Raw genomic sequence first — 15,978 nt, 5'->3', positions numbered from 1 at the left:
TCATGGCGGGTTCCTTCCCTGGGTTTTCGATCGGGGTTTCCCTTGCCTTCTGCCTACGCGTCGAGTGGCTTCTCCCCGGATCGACAGCCCCGCGGAAAAAACTTCGACGAGTTTCGGGAGACTGTGTCCATGGCGGGCAAACAGAGTGCCGGGCTCCTGCTCTACCGCGGCCGCGGCGACGACGTCGAGGTGCTGCTGGGGCACATGGGCGGGCCGTTCTGGGCGAAGAAGGACGCCGGTGCCTGGTCGGTGCCGAAGGGCGAGTACGGGGTGGACGAGGAGCCCCGGGCGGCGGCCGCGCGCGAGTTCGCCGAGGAGCTGGGCAGCCCGCCCCCGCCGGGGCCGTGGCTCGATCTCGGCGAGGTGCGGCAGCGGTCTGGGAAGACCGTCGTCGTCTGGGCGGTCGAGGGTGACCTGGACGTCGCGAGCGTGCGCAGCAACCTCGTCGAGATCGAATGGCCACCCCGATCAGGGCGCCGTATCGAGGTGCCCGAGATCGACCGGGCAGCGTGGTTCAGGCCGGCGGACGCGCGCGAGCGGATCGTCGCGGCACAGGCGGCGTTCGTCGATCGGCTGGTGGCGGCCCTCGGCGAGTGACCACGAACAACTTGCCACCGCGTTAGCCGGGCGCCCGCCGCTGGGTACACGGCCAGCCGGGAGGCATGGATGCTGGACGTTCTCGGTGGTCGGTACCGGCTGGTACGGCTGCTCGGTCATGGCGCGTCGGCCGAGGTGTGGCTGGCGGAGGATCTCGCACTGCACCGCGAGGTGGCGGTGAAGCGGTTCCGCGTGACGGCGGACGACCCGAACGGCGCGGCCCGCCGGCGGGCGGAGGCGCGGCTGACCGCGGGGCTGCGGCATCCGCGTCTCGTCGAGGTCTTCGACGCCGGCGGTTTCACCGGCTCGTCCGGCGACGGCTGGCTTGTGATGGAGTACGTGCCGGGTCTCACCCTCGGGGCGCTGCGCGGCGACGGGCCGCTGGCGCCGGCCATGGTGGCCGCCGTGGGCGCCCAGGTGGCGGACGCATTGGCCTACGTGCACGCCGCCGGGCTCGTGCACCGTGACGTCAAGCCGGCCAACATCCTGGTGACCCTCGCCGACGACCCGCACGACCTGCACGACCTGCAGGTGAAGCTCACCGACTTCGGCATCGCCCGCATGCTCGACGGCACCCGCATGACGCTGACCGGCACCACCGTCGGCACGGCCAACTACCTCAGCCCCGAGCAGGTGACGGGCGCGGTGGTCGGCACCGCCAGCGACGTCTACGCGCTCGGGTTGGTGCTGCTCGAACTGCTGACCGGCGCCATGGCCTACCCGGGACACGGCGTCGAGGCCGCCATCGTGCGGCTCATGCGACCGCCCGTCGTGCCCGACCGCCTCGGCCTCGGCTGGTACCGCCTGTTGACCGCGATGACGGCCGCCGACCCGGCGGCCCGACCGGACGCGGCGGCGGTGCGCTCGGCCCTGCTCGCGCTGCTCGACGCGCCGTCGGACGACCTGCCCGCCTTCTTCGCCGACGTCTTCGCCGTCGACGACCCGCTCGGTGTCGGCGCCGACGACGCGCAACGACCGCTCGCAGGGTCGCCGGGCCGTCGCCGCCACACGCGTGCCCTGGTCGGTGCCGCGGCCGCGCTCGGCGCCGCCGCAGTGATCATCCCGCTCGTCGCGGGCGGCCGCGGTCCGGCCCCGCGGGCCGACGCCCGGACCGTGCCGTCGGCGGCCGCCTCGTCGTCGTCGTCCACACCGCCGCACCCGGCCGCACCAACACCACAGGTCGTCACGCCCGCCAGGCCCGCGACGCGGCCGACGGTCAGCAAGGCTCCGGTCGCGACGACCGTCCGCGCCGTGGTGCGGACACGGGCCGCAGCCCCGCGCCACGCACCGGCGCCGCCGCGTCCGGCCGGCGCGCATCCGCCGAAGCACCCGAAGCCGCACCACGGGAGGGCGCCGCACCGGCACTGACCCCAACCGGGCCTGCCTGGACGGTCAGGACCCTCGTCCCCTCAAGATCGACGCGGGGTGACCGATGTCCCGGGCGACCAGTGTCGACAGCGAGGACGCCGTGAGCATCGGACGAGTGCCGTCATCCCGTGCGTCCGCCCGCGCCCATCGCACGGGCGCCGCGCCGGCGACGGCGACGGGCTCACTCGTCGACCGGTTCCGCCCGAGGAGCGAATCCGTCGCCGCGTGGGTGTTGTTCGCCCTGACGTCGGTCGCCGTGGTGGCGACGGTCGTCTTCACGGCCGTGGTGCCCCAGCGCAGCAGCGCGGGATCGGTGATCACCTTCGTGCTCTGCGGGATGATCGCCGTGCTCTCGTGCTGCCTGGTCGCCCTGCGTCGGCCACCCGGGCTGCTGTGGGCCGCATACCCGTTCCTCGCCGTCGTCCTGCTCGTGGTCGTCGACGTCATCACCGGCGACGCGTCGACCACGGCGCAGGTGTTCTTCTTCTTCCCGGTGCTCTACGCCGGCGCGCAGCTGCGGCGATCGGCGGTCGTCCCGGTGCTGGCCGCTGCGGCGATCGGCGACGCCGTCGTCACCCTCACGGCATCGACGACCGCGCGGGCCTGGGCCGACCTCGCCTTCGTCGTGATCGTGCTGACGACCTCGGCGGCCATCCTGGTGGTGGCGGGCGAGCGCAACGACCGTCTCATCGCACAGCTCGAGCGGCAGGCCGCCGTCGACCCGCTCACCGGGCTCACGACCCGCCGGGTGCTGGACGCCGCCATGCAGTCGGCGCTCGAAGGGGCCGGCGACGAGTCGGGCACGGCGTTGATCCTGCTCGACGTCGACCACTTCAAGTCGATCAACGACGAGCACGGCCACCCGGCCGGCGACGCCGTGCTGCGGCAACTGGCCGGCGTGCTGCTGGCGCACAGCCGGCGCGACGACCTGGTGAGCCGCCTGGGCGGCGACGAGATCGCCCTGCTGCTGCCCGCGTGCCCGCTCCCGACCGCGGAACAGCGCGCCGTCGAGGTGCTCGAGGCGGTGCGCCGGCACCGCTTCGACGTGGGTGCGCATTCGATGGCCGCCGTCCGCGGTGCCGCGGCCGTCCTCGAGGTGACGCTGTCGATCGGGGTCGCGCACGTGGCCACCGGCGCCGGCGACCTGCGCAGCCTCTACGCCGCGGCGGACGCGGCGCTCTACGACGCCAAACGTGGCGGACGCGACCAGGTCGTCACCGCGCCGACAGCGGCCGCCACCGATCTCCCCGCACCGGACCGGCGGTCGCCGTCCACCGGCCGGTCTCGCAGCGGGCCACCCGGCGCCCCCGCGCACTGCCGGCAGGCCGTCCCGGTGGCGCCGGGCGCCGAGGCCTAGCCGACCGCGCCCGCGTCCCGCAGGATCGCCACGATCGATCCGTACATCGTCGTCTTGATGGCACCGAGCGTGGCAAGGTTCTTCCCTGCCAGCGTCGCGGCACGGGCGACAGCGGCCGGCAGCAGCTCGTCGAGCGAGGTGGCGGCGTCGACGAGACCGGCGACCACCGCGTCCTCGCCGCCGAACCGCGTGCCGGTCGTCATCGACGCGACCGCAGCGGCCGGCGTCAACTTCCCCTGCACGAGCGCCGCCATGCCGGGCGAGAAGGGGATGTCGATGTCGACCTCGGGCAGGCAGAAGAACCCGCGGTCGGCCCGCATGAACCGGAAGTCGTGCGCGAGGGCGAGCATCGCGCCGGCACCGAACGCGTGCCCGCTCACGGCGGCGACCGTCGGCACCGGCAGCGTCAGGACGCGCGCGAAGAGGTCCTGCACCCGGCCGACGTAGGCGGTCGTCTCGGCCGGGTTGGCGAGCATCCAGTCGAGGTCGAGGCCGTTCGACCAGCACTTGCCCTCGGCGACGGTGACGAGCGGTGTGGCGGCGCGCTCGACCTCGTCCAGGGCGTCGTGCACGGCCGTCATCCAGGCCGGCGTGAAGCGGTTCTCGTCGGCGCCGAGCGTCAGCACGTGCACGGCATCGGATCGGGTCAGGTCGACCACGGTGGTCCTCCAGCCAATCGGTCGGCCGGCCGCGGGCCGGCAGCAGTCGCGCCGTCGCGAGCCGAACGCATGATGACACCGCCTCCGCGGTCATGCACCGCCCAGCAAGGAGCGCACCGCCCGGACGCTGAACCCGACTGCGGCCGCGAGCGCCACCACCGCCCCGCTGAGGAAGAAGCCGACGCCGTGCGACGACCCACCGACGACCGCCTGGTCGATCGATGCGCCGGTCAGGGCGGCGGTCGCCGCGGTGAAGGCGGCCGCGCCGAGCGCGTCGACGAGCCCGTCCGGAAGCACGCCGAGCCGCGGACGTCTCGCCCGCCACGCAGCCGCGAGCCCGAGCAGCACCAGGCCCAGCACGCCGGCGAGCAGTCGCAGGGACACCGCGTCGCCGGCACTCTCGGCCTGGGAACCCCGACCGAAGCCGAGCACCGACACGCCCCCGACGAACCCGTCGCCCGCGACGGCGTTCATCAGGGCGACCACGACGCCACTCACACCGATCGCGACGAGCCCCCAGCCGGCGAGGCGGAGCGCCGCTCGCGCGGTCTCGGCGGCCAGCTGCCCGACGGGGCGGGCCCCGAGCCCGGGAGCCAGCGCGTCGAGCGGGCCGAGCCGCCGGAGGGCCTCACGCTCGGCGTCGACGCGTGTCATGCCGCCCGCTTCGAGGTCGGCGGCGAGGGAGTACAGATGGTCACCGGTCTCGTCCAGCAGGCGACGGCACGAGCGCGGGGCGTGCCTGGTCCGGCGCAACACCTCGTCCAGGAAGTCCTCGATCGGCGTGGCGCTCATGCCAGCACCGCCTGCATGCCGGCCACGAAGCCCTGCCAGTCGCGGTGCTGCGCGACGAACGACTTCCTGCCCTTGGGAGTCAGCCGGTAGGTGCGCCGCCGACGGCCCTGCGCCAGCTCGATCTCGCTCGCGACCTGACCGGCGGCCTCGAGGCGGTGCAGGGCGGGGTAGATCGTGCCCTCGGCGAGGTCGAACGCGCCCCCGCTGCGCTCGCGCAGCGCCGTGATGATCGCGTAGCCGTGCGCGGGCCCCTGTCGCAGGACCCCGAGCAGCAGGAGGTCGAGGCTGCCCTTCAGATTCTGATGCTGCGGCATACCTAGGAATGCTAGGCATAGGTACGCGAGGTGTCCAGCGATTTCGCATCGAGCAACGGCAATGGCCCTGGTGCAGACCGACTTCCCGGCCCTCGCACGAAAAGGCTTGACAAGAGTTCGAGACCTATGAATGATAGGGCCATGCCTAGCACTGATAGGACCCCGTCGATGCGGTCGGTCGCCGACCGACGATCGCAGCGGCTCGCACAGATCCTGGACGCCGCGTGGAGTGTCGCCACGGAGTCGGGTCTCGGCGCGGTCAGCCTGCACGAGGTGGCGCGCCGGGTCGGCATCCGCCAGCCATCGCTCTACGGCTACGTCAGCTCGAAGCTCGACCTGTACGACGCGATGTACGCCCAGGCGTACGAGCAACTGCTCGCCGAGCTCGACACCCTGCCACCCACCGGCACGGCGCGGGAGCAGCTGGTGCGTGTCTCGCGCACCGTGCTGGACTTCGTGGTCGGCGACCTGCCCCGGCAGCAGCTGATCTTCCAGCGGACGATCCCCGGATTCGAACCGTCGGAGGCGTCGTACGCGCTCGCGAAGCGGCTGATCGACCGCGTCACCAGCCTGCTCTCCGCCCTCGGCGCCGGCTCGGAGGCCCACGTCGAGGTCTACACGGCGCTCGTCGGCGGCCTCGGTGCACAGCAGGTCGCGAACGACCCCGGCGGTGACCGCTGGACGCGGTACCTCGAGGCCGTGCTCGACATGTTCCTCGACCACTTCACCCCATAGGAGCACTCATGATCAGCGTCCCGACGCGCGCGAACGACGTCCCGCGGGTGCGTCACAGCGAGGCGATGGCGATCACCGCCGTCGAGAACGAGCGGCTGTTCGCGCAGCTCCGTGCCCTCACGCCGGGCCAGTGGCAGGCCCCCACCGTCTGCGCCGGCTGGAACGTGCGTGACATCGTCGTCCACCTGATCGCATCGGCGCAGGCGCAGGCGAGCCCGATCGAGTTCGTCCGTCAGGTGCGACCCGCCCGTCGACTGACCGCCGAGATCGGTGGCGTGCACTGGGTCGACGGCATGAACGAGGCCCAGCTACGCGCCCGCACCGACTGGACAGCGACCGATCTGCCCGACCTGTGGGCCGAGCACTCGGCCCGCGCGCTCACGGCCCGTCGACGCATGCCCGCACCCGTGCGCGCGGTGCCGCTGCTGCCGATCGGCGAGGGACTCGGCGTCCACATCGGCTGGCAGCGCATCGGCTACCTGTTCGACATGGGCTTCACCCGCGACGTCTGGATGCACCGCATGGACATCGCGGCCGCCACGGGCGTCGAGCCGGAGCTGACCGCCGACCACGACGGGCGCATCGTCGCCGACATCCTCGCCGAGTGGGCCCGCCGGCACGGCGCGCCCGTCGACCTGACCCTCACCGGGCCGGCCGGGGGTCACTACGTGAGCGACCCGGGATCGGCGGAGCCGCTCACCGTCGACGCCGTCGAGTTCGCCCGCATCCTGTCCGGCCGGGCCGAGGGCCCCGGCGTCCTGCAGCACAAGCTGCCGCTCTGAAGGTTCACACCGTCCGAAGGGGACATCAGCATGACCGCAACACTCAACACCGACGTCCGCGCGCTCTCGATCCGCTTCGAGGAGCTGCTCAACGCGCACGACCTCGGCCCGGACTTCGACGCGCTCGTCCTGGACGACTTCGTCGAGGAGAACCCGCTGCCAGGGCAAGGGCCCGGCCGCTCCGGGCTCGCCGACATCCTCGCCATCATGGGCACCGGCTTCCCCGACATCCACTGGCACCGCGAGGAGGACATCGTCGAGGGCGACCGCATCTTCTGCCAGTGGACGTGGACCGGCACCCACCGCGGCGAGTTCCTCGGCATCCCGGCGACCGGCCGCGAGGTGGCGGTCGAGGCCTGGACGAAGGACACCTACCGCGACGGACAGCTCGTGCGCAGCCGCATCATCATGGACGTCGCCGGCCTGCTCGTGCAGCTCGGCGTCATGCCGCCGCCGGCCGTCTGAGGCCCCGACACTCCTGGGGCCGGACGCACGACGAGGGTGCGCGGGCGGACGGTGCTCGCCACCGGCCGCCCGCGCCACACGTCGCGACGGCCTCCGGCCCAGCCACACCACGGACAGCGGACACGCACATGCCCATCCAGCTCACGTTCTACAGCGACGTCGTGTGCCCCTGGGCCACCGTCATGATCCTGCGCCTGCGGGCCGCACGAGAGCGAGCAGACGCCGACGAGCAGCTCCGGATCATACACCGGGCGCTCCCGCTCGAACTCGAGCACCGGATGGCGATCCCGCGCCGCGTCGTCGACGCCGAGATCCCGCTGTGCGCCTCGCTGACCCCCGACTTCGGTTGGAGCCTCTGGCAGGGTCGCCTCGACGAGTACCCGGTCACCGTGCTGACCGCACTCGAGGCGGTGCGCGCCGCCGGAGCGCAATCCCTCGCCGCCGGCGAGGAACTGGACCTCGCGCTCCGCCACGCCTTCTTCGCCCGGTCGCGCTGCATCGCCCTCCGGCACGAGATCCTCGCCGTCGCCCGCACGTGTCCGTCCGTCGACGTCGATGCCCTCGCAGCGGCTCTCGACAGTGGCGTCCACCGCGCGGCCGTCCACGCCGACTTCGGCGCCGCCAAGGCGAACGGCGTCCCGTGCAGCGGCACCTTCGTGCTGCCAGGCGGACGCATGCTCTGCAACCCGGGCACCGGGACCGGGTGGATCGGCGGCGCCATGCCTCGCGGCACACCCACACTCGTCGCCGACGACCCGACCGCCTACGACCGCATCGTGGCGGACCTCTTGGACTCGGCGCCGGCGGCCGGCCGAGGAAGTTCCTGACCGCAGCGGCAACGCCGGCATCGCGGTTCCGGAGCCGCCTGTCGGGATCGAACCGACGACCTGCCGCTTACAAGGCGGCTGCTCTGGCCAGCTGAGCTAAGGCGGCATGTGCGGTTCGCCAGCCTACCCGCGACCCCTCCCTGGCTGCCGCTCAGCCGCGTTGGGCACACTGACCTACGGAAGCGTAGGTCCGACGATCAAGGGCGGGGCATGAGCCGACTGCACAAGCCGAAGGCCGGGGGCTACATCCGGTTCTGGGTGGCGCTGCTGTATCCGCTCGACAGCCTCTTCTTCAAGATCCGCTGGCGGAACCTCGAAGCGGTGCCGCCGCCTCAGGACGGCGGCGTCATCATCGCCTTGAACCACGTGTCGCAGGTCGACACCGTGCTGATGGCCCGCATGGTCTGGCAGTCGGGCCGCATCCCGCGCTTCATGGTGAAAGCCGGCGTCTTCCGCTGGCCGATCATCGGCCCGCTGCAGGCCGGCGCTGGTCAGATCCCGGTGTACCGCGGGACCGCCGACGCCGCCCAGTCGCTGCGCGACGCGGTGACCGCGCTGCGCAAGGGCGAGTGCATCGTCATCTACCCCGAGGGCAGCACCACGAAGGACCCGGATGGCTGGCCGATGCAGGGCAAGACCGGCGTGGCCCGCCTGGCGCTGCTCTGCCCCGAGATCCCGGTCATCCCGATCGGCCAATGGGGCGCCCAGAAGCGTCCCGGCCCGAAGTGGCTGCGGTTCCTGCGTCGCGTCTTCACCGGACGACCGGTGGTGAGCGTGTCGGTCGGCAAGCCGGTGGACCTCGAGCGCTTCCACGGGTGCGAGCCGAACGGCGCGGTGCTCCGTGAGATGACCGACCTCATCATGGGCGCGGTGCGCGACGAGGTCGCCGTGCTGCGTGGCGAGCCGGCGCCGACCGAGTTCTTCGTGCCGACGCGCAAGCACGTGGACAAGACGCGCTCAAGCTGAGCGACTAGCGTCGTCGCCCGTGACCGATCCGGCCGCCGACGCTGCTGCCGTCACCGCACGCCTGACGGCGCCAGGGGCGGAGTTCGAGATCGTCGACGGGCGCTTCACGCGGGCGCGCGGGTCGTTGCGGCATTGGTTGGTCGACGCCGAGGCCTTCGGCGAGCGCGAACATCTCGTGCAGGACGACCAGCGGATCACGTTCACGCAGTTCGCCGCACGGGTGCGTGGCACGGCCGCGCGGTTGACGGACCTCGGCGTGCGCCCGGGCGACCGTGTCGCGGTGCTGGGCGCCAACTCCCCCGCCTGGGTGCTCGCCTGCTGGGCGGGCATCGCCTGCGGTGCCGTCGTCACCGCCGGCAACGCCTGGTGGACGCCGCGCGAGGCGGCCGCGTCCTTGCAGCGGGCCGAGCCCTCGGTGGTGCTGGTGGACGCCCGCCGGCGCGCGCTGGCCGACGGGCTCGACGTGCCGGTGCTCGACCTCGCCGAGACGACCGCGGACGCGGGCGCCGACGCCTGGCCCGACGTCGCCCCTGACCCGGACGACCCGGCCGTCATCGTCTACACGAGCGGCACCACCGGCCTGCCGAAGGGCGCCGTGCACTCGCACCGGGCGCTGCTCGCGATCATCGAGTACCACCGGCTGATGGACGCGCTCGGCGCCGAGCTCGCACTGCTGTACGGACGCCCGCCGCGGCCCGATCCGCGCCGCTTCCTCATGAGCATGCCGCTGTTCCACATCGCGTCCCTGCACAACCTGGCGCTCCCGCGGCTGTGCACCGGCGACACGATCGTGATCGACACCGGCCGCTTCGACCCCGACCGCGTGCTGTCGCTGGTCGAGCGGGAACGCATCACGAACTGGGCCGTCGTGCCGACGATGGCGCGCCGCATCCTCGATCGTGCCGGCGAGCACGACCTCGGCTCGCTGACGGCACTGAGCATCAACTCGGCACCGTCGGCGCCGGCCCTCAAGGACGCGGTGCAGGCGGCGATCCCGAGCGTGCAGGCCGCCGTCGTCGACACCTACGGGCTCACCGAGTGCGGCACGGCTGCGACGCTGGCCGGTGCCGTCGACCTCGCCCTCGCGCCGGGCTCGGTCGGCAGGCCCGTGGCGTCGGTCGAGGTGTCGGTCCGTGACGCCGACGGCATGCCACTGCCCGACGACGAGACGGGCGAGGTGTGGGTGCGCAGCCAGTTCGCCATGTCCGGCTACTGGCGCGACCCCGACGCGACCGCACGCGCGATCACGCCCGACGGCTGGCTGCGCACGGGCGACCTCGGCCACCTGCACGACGGCCGGTTGTACCTGGGCGCGCGGCGCAGCGACCTGATCATCCGCGGCGGCGAGAACGTCTACCCCGCGGAGGTCGAGGCAGCGCTCGACGAGCACCCCGACGTCGAGGAGTGCGCGGTCTTCGGCGTCGACGACGCCGATCTGGGCCAGGCCGTCGCCGCCATCGTCGTCGGCACAACAGACGTTGAGGCATTGCGAACGTGGCTCGCCGACCGCATCGCCTACTACAAGATCCCGGCGCACTGGTCGATCCGCACGACCCGTCTGCCGCGCACGGCCACCGGCAAGATCGTGCGGTCGGGCCTGCGACTCGATGGGTGAGCTGCGGCTGATCGGGCTCACCGCGGTCGGCGTCAGCGGCGTCGACCTCGCTGTCGGGGCCGGCAGCGTCACGGCCGTGGTCGGCGACCCGGCCGCCGGGAAGACCGCGCTGCTCAGAGCCGTGGCCGGGCTCGAGCCGGCCAGGGCCGGCCGGGTGCTCGTCGCCGGACGCGACGTGACCGAGGCTCCACCCGCCGGACGCGGTGTGGCGCTGGTGTTCGGCGGCGCTGCGCCGTCGCGTGCGACGGCCGCTGAACTCATCGGCGAGGTCGCGGGCGGGCGGGCAGCGGTGCGGCAGGCGGCCGGGGCGGTCGGGCTCGACGACCCGGACCGGAGGCTGCGCGAGCTGTCGGACCTCGACCGCCGGCTCGCGCATCTCGCCCGCGCCGTCGCCGCCGGGCCGACGGTGCTGCTGCTCGACGAGCCGACCGCCGGGCTCGATGCCGCAGATGCCGCGGTGCTGCGCGCACGGGTGCGGTCACTCCACACGACCACCCTCTGGGCCACGCGCGACTTGCCGGGCGGCGCGCTGGCGGGCGACGAGCTCGCGGTGCTCGCGTCCGGACGCATCGTGGGGGTCGACCGCACCGAGACCCTGCGGGCGAACCCGCCGACGCTCGCGGCGGCGCGGGCCTTCGAGCCCGGTCTGGTGGTGGTCCGGGTCGACCCGGCCGCGACCTTCCTGCCGCTGCCATCGGCCGCGCGACCGCACCGGCTGGTCGACGTCGCGATCCGCACCGCCCACCTCGACGCAACGGGTGTGGAGGGTCGGGCGATCACGTCCGACGGCGACCTGCTCTACGTCAGCGTGCCGGGTCTCGGCGAGCCGGTGACCGCCGTGGTCACCGACCCCGTCCGCTACGTGGGCTTCGCGGTGCGCGTGCGCGTCGACGCCTCGGAGGTGTCGGCGTTCGACGCCGGCACGGGCGTGCGGATCGACTGACGCGGCGTCAGCGCGCCGCGCGGCGGCGGCGGGCGACCTCGGCCATCGTGACCGCGCCGGCCACGGCGGCATTCAGCGACTCGGCACCGTCGGCCATCGGGATCGACAGGGTGAGGTCGCAGGTCTCGCCGACCAGTCGCGACAGCCCGCGCCCCTCCGAGCCGACGACGACCACGAGCGGCTCGGTCGCCAGCTCGAGGTCGTCGAGCGTCGTGGTGCCGTCGGCGTCGAGGCCGACGACGTAGCAACCGGCCTGCTTGGCCTCACGCAGCGCGCGCACCAGGTTCGTCACCTGCGCCACCGGCAACCGCGCAGCAGTGCCGGCGGAGGTGCGCCACGCCGTCGCGGTGATGCCGGCGGCGCGGCGCTGCGGGATGATCACGCCGTGCGCGCCGAAGGCGACGGCCGAGCGGATCAGCGCCCCGAGGTTGCGGGGGTCGGTGACGCCGTCGCACGCGACGAGCAGCGGCGCGGTCGGTGCCTCGAACGCCGCGTGCAACAGGTCGGGCAGGTCGGTGTACGCGAACGGCGGCACCTGCAGCGCGATGCCCTGGTGCAGGATGCCCCCGGTCTTGCGGTCGAGCTCGACCCGGCTGATCTCGAGGATCGCCAGGCCGCGGTCGCCCGCGAGGCGCACCGCCTCGGTCACCCGCTCGTCGGCGTCGATGCCGAGCGCGAGGTAGAGCGCGGTCGCCGGCACGTGCATGCGCAGCGCCTCGGCCACCGGGTTGCGTCCGACGAGCAGTTCGGGGCCGTGCTCGTCCGGCCGGCGCGACCGACCCTGATCGCGGCGCTGGGCGGCAGCGGCCTTGCGGGCCGCCGGATGTCCCTTCCGCGCCTCGGCCGGTGGTGTCGGTCCCTTGCCCTTGAGCGCGCGGCGCGACTGCCCGCCGGAACCGACGGTCGCACCCTTCTTGCCCTTGCGGACGGCGCCCTGCCGTTGCGAATTGCCGGCCATCAGCGTCGTCCTTCTGTCGTCTCCAGGGACCAGCGCGGCCCCTCGGGTGTGTCCTCGATTTGGACGCCCGCCGCGGTGAGCTGGTCGCGGATGGCGTCGGCCGCAGCCCAGTCCTTGCGCGCCCGGGCCGCGGTGCGCTGCTCGAGCGCGACCTGCACGAGCGCGTCGACGACGTCGGCCGCGCCCGACGACGTCTCGGCCCAGTCACCCGGCCAGATGCCGAGCACCGAGCACATGGCGTGCACCTGGCCGAGGGCCTCGCGCACGGTCTCGACCGCGCCCGCGTCGAGCGCGGTGTTGCCCGCGCGCACGGTGTCGTGCAGCACGGCCAGCGCGGCCGGCACGCCGAGGTCGTCGTCGAGCGCCCGCCCGAACGCGTCCGGCACCGCGCCGCCCGTGTCCTCGACGAGCGTTGAGGCGCGTGCCACGAAGTTCTCGACACGGCGGTACGCGGCGGCGGCGTCCTGCAACGCGGCCTCGGAGTACTCCATCGTCGAGCGGTAGTGCGCGGCGCCGAGGTAGTAGCGCAGTTCGACCGGACGCCAGTGCCGCACCATCTCGTGCACCTGGAGGGTGTTGCCGAGCGACTTCGACATCTTCTCGCCGGCCATCGTCAGCAGGCCGTTGTGCAGCCAATAGCGCGCGAACCCGTCGCCCGCGGCCGCCGACTGCGCGATCTCGTTCTCGTGGTGCGGGAAGACCAGGTCGAGGCCACCGCCGTGGATGTCGAAGCTCGGGCCGAGGTACTTGGTCGCCATCGCGCTGCACTCGAGGTGCCAGCCCGGGCGGCCGTCGCCCCACGGCGTCGGCCACGACGGCTCACCCGGCTTGGCCGACTTCCACAGCGCGAAGTCACGTGGGTCGCGCTTCCGGTCGTCACCGGCCGAGTCGCCGGCGGCCTGCATCTCGTCGACCTTCTGCCCCGACAGCTCGCCGTACCTCGGCCACGACGCGACGTCGAAGTAGACGTCGCCGTCGGCGGCGTACGCGTGGCCGGCGTCGATGAGCCGCTGCATCAGCGTGATCATCTCGGGCACGTGACCGGTGGCCCGCGGCTCGTACGACGGCGGCAGCACGCCGAGCGCGCGCTCTGCCGCGGCGATGTTGCGCTCGTTGCGGAACGCCAGCGCCCACCACGGCTCGCCCGCGTCCGCCGCCTTCGTGAGGATCTTGTCGTCGATGTCGGTGACGTTGCGGACGAGCGTGACCTCGAGCCCCTCGTGCTGCAGCCAGCGGCGCAGGATGTCGATGGTGACCCAGTTGCGCACGTGCCCGATGTGGGGCGGCCCCTGCACGGTGAGCCCGCACAGGTAGATCGACGCCGTGCCCGGGTGCAGCGGATCGAAGCGCCGCAGCGACCGCGATGCGGTGTCGTAGAGGTGCAGACTCACCGGGCCATCCTACGGAGGTCAGCGGCGGCGTCCCGTCGTCGCTTCGCGTGTGACGCCGGACGTAGGGTCGGCGGCATGACCGACCTGCAGCCCGAATCGGTGGCGGTGTCCGCGGGACGCCCGCACGGCGCCGGCGACCCGGTGAACCCCGCGATCGTGCTCGCGGCACCGTTCCGCAACGCAGGCGACGTGAACGGTTACGCGCGCAACGAGGGCAACCCGACGGTCGCGGCGTTCGAGGCCGCCGTCGGCGCGCTCGAGGGTGGCACCGCACTCGCCTTCGCCAGCGGCATGGCCGCCATCGCCGCCGTCGCCGAGGGCCGGCCCAGCGGCGGGATCGCGGTGGTGCCGAGCGTCGCCTACAGCGGCACCGTCGCGATCTACGCCGAGCAGCAGCGGCTCGGACGCCTCGAGGTGCGCAGCGTCGACATCGCCGACACCGGGGCGGTGCTGGCCGCGCTCGACGGCGCCGACCTGCGGTGGCTCGAGACGCGCACCAACCCGCTGCTCAGCGTGCCCGACCTGCCGGCATTGACCGCGGCGGCGAAGGACCGCGGTGCGCTCGTCGGCGTGGACGCGACCTTCACGCCCCCACCGCTCGCCGGCCTGCTCGACCGCGGCGCCGACCTCGTCATGCACTCGGTGACGAAGTACCTCGGCGGCCACTCGGACGTGCTCGGCGGCGTGCTCGTCGCCCGCGACGACGACCTCGTCGCCCGGCTGCGCACCCGCCGCACGCTCACCGGCGGCATCGCCTCGCCGTTCGACGCCTACCTCGCGCTGCGCGGCGTGCGCACCCTGAGCGTGCGCCTCGAGCGCGCGCAGGCCAACGCGCAGCACCTCGCCGAGAAGCTCGCCGCCGACCCACGGGTCGCGCGCGTGCGCTACCCCGGCCTCGCCGACGACCCGGGTCACGAGCGGGCGGCGCGGCAGTACCGCGGGTTCGGCGCGATCGTGTCCTTCGAGCCGGTCGGCGGCCGGGCGGCCGCCGAGGCGGTGTGCGACCGCGTCGAGCTCATCACCCACGGCACCAGCCTCGGCGGCGTCGAGTCGCTCATCGAGCGCCGGGCCCGGCACGCCGGTGACCGTGCATCGGGGGTGCCGGAGGGGCTGCTGCGCCTGTCGGTCGGCATCGAGCACGTCGACGACCTCTGGGCCGACCTCGACGCCGCGCTGGGGTGACGCGTCCCCTCACGTTCGCCGCGCCACGGCCGAAGGGAACGTCGAGGTGACCCCATGCCGATCCCGGCGACGCCGTTCGAACTGCTGGCCGCGACGAACCCGGTCGGCCGCGCCAGCAAGACGCGGCTGCTCGCGATCAGCCGCAGCATCGAGGCCCGGGCGCTCGCCGCGCCGACCCGCGCGACGCTCTACATCTGCCTGCAGAGCCGCGAGTTCTTCACCACGCGCACGGCCCGCATCCACCAGCGGCTGGTCGAGCGCGGTGCCACCGTGCACCTGTTCGGCAACGGCGTCACCGACCCGGACGTGCTCGCCGGCGGGCACTGCCACCACCTGCCCTGGGACGACCCCCTGGCCGCCGAATGGAACGTGCTGCTGCTGAGCGACGGCGCGGGTTGGGCGCTCGCCGCCCGCGAGGTCGACGAGTCCCGCGGCGCACCCGACGGCGAGCGGGTCTTCGACTGGCTGGTCACCGCCGTCGGCCCGCGCATCGCGGTCGCTGCCGACTCGCTGCTCGGACGGCTCGCCCCGGCCTGATCACGCGGCCGCGGCCCCTCGCGGTCACGGACCGCGGTCAGCGCTGCAGCAGCGCCGTCGCGATCGCGGCCCGTCCCTCACCCCGGCCGGTGAGCCCGAGCCCGTCGGTGGTGGTGGCCGACACCGACACGGTTGCCCCGACCGTTGCTGTCAACGCCGCCTGCGCCTCGCCCCGTCGCGGCCCGACCTTGGGCGAGTTGCCGATGACCTGCACGGCCACGTTCGCGATCGTCCAGCCGTCGGCGCGCACGCGGCGCACGACCTCGGTGAGCAGGGCGACGCCGGACGCGCCCGCCCACTCGGCGCGGTCGACGCCGAACACCGCGCCGAGATCGCCGAGACCCGCCGCTGACAGCAGCGCGTCGCACGCCGCATGGGCGGCGACGTCGCCGTCGGAGTGCCCGGCGCACCCGTCGACACCGGGCCACTCGAGACCGGCGAGATGACACACCCGCCCTGCCTCGATCGGGTGGACGTCGACGCCGATGCC

General features: G+C 73.5%; 18 protein-coding genes and 1 tRNA gene. 12 read left to right on the top strand and 7 right to left on the bottom strand.

Features of this window, described 5'->3' with window-relative positions; genetic code table 11:
• The first annotated feature begins 129 nt into the window (after positions 1 to 129).
• The 3 genes from ACTHMS_RS02805 (at position 130) to ACTHMS_RS02795 (ending at position 3,322) form a co-directional block, all read left to right on the top strand.
• Positions 130 to 597 carry an NUDIX domain-containing protein gene (locus ACTHMS_RS02805; RefSeq protein WP_440305156.1) on the top strand — a complete coding sequence of 156 codons (468 nt, stop codon included), beginning with the start codon at positions 130 to 132 and terminating at the stop codon, positions 595 to 597.
• Positions 598 to 666: 69 nt separating this feature from the next.
• Positions 667 to 1,965, top strand: coding sequence for a serine/threonine-protein kinase (locus ACTHMS_RS02800; protein ID WP_440305155.1), 1,299 nt, complete (start codon positions 667 to 669; stop codon positions 1,963 to 1,965).
• Between the two features lie 100 nt (positions 1,966 to 2,065).
• Complete coding sequence (locus tag ACTHMS_RS02795; RefSeq protein ID WP_440305154.1) at positions 2,066 to 3,322, top strand: GGDEF domain-containing protein; 1,257 nt, start codon at positions 2,066 to 2,068, stop codon at positions 3,320 to 3,322.
• On the opposite strand, the gene ACTHMS_RS02790 is transcribed toward ACTHMS_RS02795, so the two are convergent.
• The 3 genes from ACTHMS_RS02790 to ACTHMS_RS02780 form a co-directional block, all read right to left on the bottom strand.
• Positions 3,319 to 3,981 (bottom strand): enoyl-CoA hydratase-related protein, encoded by a 663-nt coding sequence (locus ACTHMS_RS02790; RefSeq protein WP_440305153.1) that lies wholly within the window; start codon positions 3,979 to 3,981, stop codon positions 3,319 to 3,321. The genes ACTHMS_RS02795 and ACTHMS_RS02790 overlap by 4 nt on opposite strands.
• A gap of 90 nt (positions 3,982 to 4,071) precedes the next feature.
• Complete coding sequence (locus ACTHMS_RS02785; protein WP_440305152.1) at positions 4,072 to 4,773, bottom strand: permease prefix domain 1-containing protein; 702 nt, start codon at positions 4,771 to 4,773, stop codon at positions 4,072 to 4,074.
• A complete protein-coding gene (locus ACTHMS_RS02780; protein ID WP_440305151.1) occupies positions 4,770 to 5,087 on the bottom strand; it encodes a PadR family transcriptional regulator in 318 nt (105 codons plus the stop codon). The genes ACTHMS_RS02785 and ACTHMS_RS02780 overlap by 4 nt, the downstream gene beginning before the upstream one ends.
• 168 nt (positions 5,088 to 5,255) lie before the next feature.
• On the opposite strand from ACTHMS_RS02780, the gene ACTHMS_RS02775 reads away from it, so the two are divergent.
• The 4 genes from ACTHMS_RS02775 (at position 5,256) to ACTHMS_RS02760 (ending at position 7,896) form a co-directional block, all read left to right on the top strand.
• A complete protein-coding gene (locus ACTHMS_RS02775; RefSeq protein WP_440305150.1) occupies positions 5,256 to 5,822 on the top strand; it encodes a TetR/AcrR family transcriptional regulator in 567 nt (188 codons plus the stop codon).
• Between the two features lie 8 nt (positions 5,823 to 5,830).
• Positions 5,831 to 6,604 carry a maleylpyruvate isomerase family mycothiol-dependent enzyme gene (locus tag ACTHMS_RS02770; protein ID WP_440305149.1) on the top strand — a complete coding sequence of 258 codons (774 nt, stop codon included), beginning with the start codon at positions 5,831 to 5,833 and terminating at the stop codon, positions 6,602 to 6,604.
• Positions 6,605 to 6,634: 30 nt separating this feature from the next.
• Positions 6,635 to 7,069 (top strand): ester cyclase, encoded by a 435-nt coding sequence (locus tag ACTHMS_RS02765; protein WP_440305148.1) that lies wholly within the window; start codon positions 6,635 to 6,637, stop codon positions 7,067 to 7,069.
• Between the two features lie 128 nt (positions 7,070 to 7,197).
• On the top strand, positions 7,198 to 7,896 hold the full coding sequence (locus tag ACTHMS_RS02760) for a DsbA family oxidoreductase (protein ID WP_440305147.1): 699 nt from the start codon (positions 7,198 to 7,200) through the stop codon (positions 7,894 to 7,896).
• A gap of 32 nt (positions 7,897 to 7,928) precedes the next feature.
• Here ACTHMS_RS02760 and ACTHMS_RS02755 read toward each other — a convergent pair.
• A tRNA-Thr gene (locus tag ACTHMS_RS02755) sits at positions 7,929 to 8,002 on the bottom strand.
• A gap of 104 nt (positions 8,003 to 8,106) precedes the next feature.
• Here ACTHMS_RS02755 and ACTHMS_RS02750 point away from each other — a divergent pair.
• Genes ACTHMS_RS02750 through ACTHMS_RS02740 form a run of 3 tightly spaced genes read left to right on the top strand, consistent with a single transcriptional unit; the run spans position 8,107 to position 11,420 of the window.
• Positions 8,107 to 8,862: a lysophospholipid acyltransferase family protein gene (locus ACTHMS_RS02750; protein WP_440305146.1), complete on the top strand. Its 756-nt coding sequence runs from the start codon at positions 8,107 to 8,109 to the stop codon at positions 8,860 to 8,862.
• Between the two features lie 19 nt (positions 8,863 to 8,881).
• Positions 8,882 to 10,477 carry a class I adenylate-forming enzyme family protein gene (locus ACTHMS_RS02745; protein ID WP_440305145.1) on the top strand — a complete coding sequence of 532 codons (1,596 nt, stop codon included), beginning with the start codon at positions 8,882 to 8,884 and terminating at the stop codon, positions 10,475 to 10,477.
• Positions 10,470 to 11,420, top strand: coding sequence for an ATP-binding cassette domain-containing protein (locus tag ACTHMS_RS02740; protein WP_440305144.1), 951 nt, complete (start codon positions 10,470 to 10,472; stop codon positions 11,418 to 11,420). Before ACTHMS_RS02745 ends, ACTHMS_RS02740 begins: the two co-directional genes overlap by 8 nt.
• Before the next feature lie 7 nt (positions 11,421 to 11,427).
• On the opposite strand, the gene rlmB is transcribed toward ACTHMS_RS02740, so the two are convergent.
• Together rlmB and cysS are read right to left on the bottom strand one after the other, a co-directional pair.
• Entirely contained in the window at positions 11,428 to 12,378 is a 951-nt protein-coding gene (rlmB, locus tag ACTHMS_RS02735; RefSeq protein ID WP_440305143.1) for a 23S rRNA (guanosine(2251)-2'-O)-methyltransferase RlmB, read from the bottom strand.
• Positions 12,378 to 13,769, bottom strand: a complete 1,392-nt coding sequence (gene cysS, locus ACTHMS_RS02730) for a cysteine--tRNA ligase (protein ID WP_440305142.1) — start codon at positions 13,767 to 13,769, stop codon at positions 12,378 to 12,380. The genes rlmB and cysS overlap by 1 nt, the downstream gene beginning before the upstream one ends.
• 75 nt (positions 13,770 to 13,844) lie before the next feature.
• On the opposite strand from cysS, the gene ACTHMS_RS02725 reads away from it, so the two are divergent.
• Positions 13,845 to 14,951, top strand: coding sequence for a trans-sulfuration enzyme family protein (locus tag ACTHMS_RS02725; RefSeq protein ID WP_440305141.1), 1,107 nt, complete (start codon positions 13,845 to 13,847; stop codon positions 14,949 to 14,951).
• A gap of 54 nt (positions 14,952 to 15,005) precedes the next feature.
• Complete coding sequence (locus ACTHMS_RS02720) at positions 15,006 to 15,488, top strand: DICT sensory domain-containing protein (protein ID WP_440305140.1); 483 nt, start codon at positions 15,006 to 15,008, stop codon at positions 15,486 to 15,488.
• A 37-nt stretch (positions 15,489 to 15,525) separates the two neighbouring features.
• Here ACTHMS_RS02720 and ispF read toward each other — a convergent pair.
• Positions 15,526 to 15,978 (bottom strand): 2-C-methyl-D-erythritol 2,4-cyclodiphosphate synthase (gene ispF, locus ACTHMS_RS02715; RefSeq protein ID WP_440305139.1); only part of this gene is annotated, 453 nt, incomplete at its 5' end.

Source organism: Jatrophihabitans sp. (assembly GCF_051960575.1).
GTDB lineage: Bacteria > Actinomycetota > Actinomycetes > Mycobacteriales > Jatrophihabitantaceae > JBQCEE01.
Note: the sequence above shows the minus strand (reverse complement) of the source record. Positions and strands in the feature narration are given on the sequence as shown.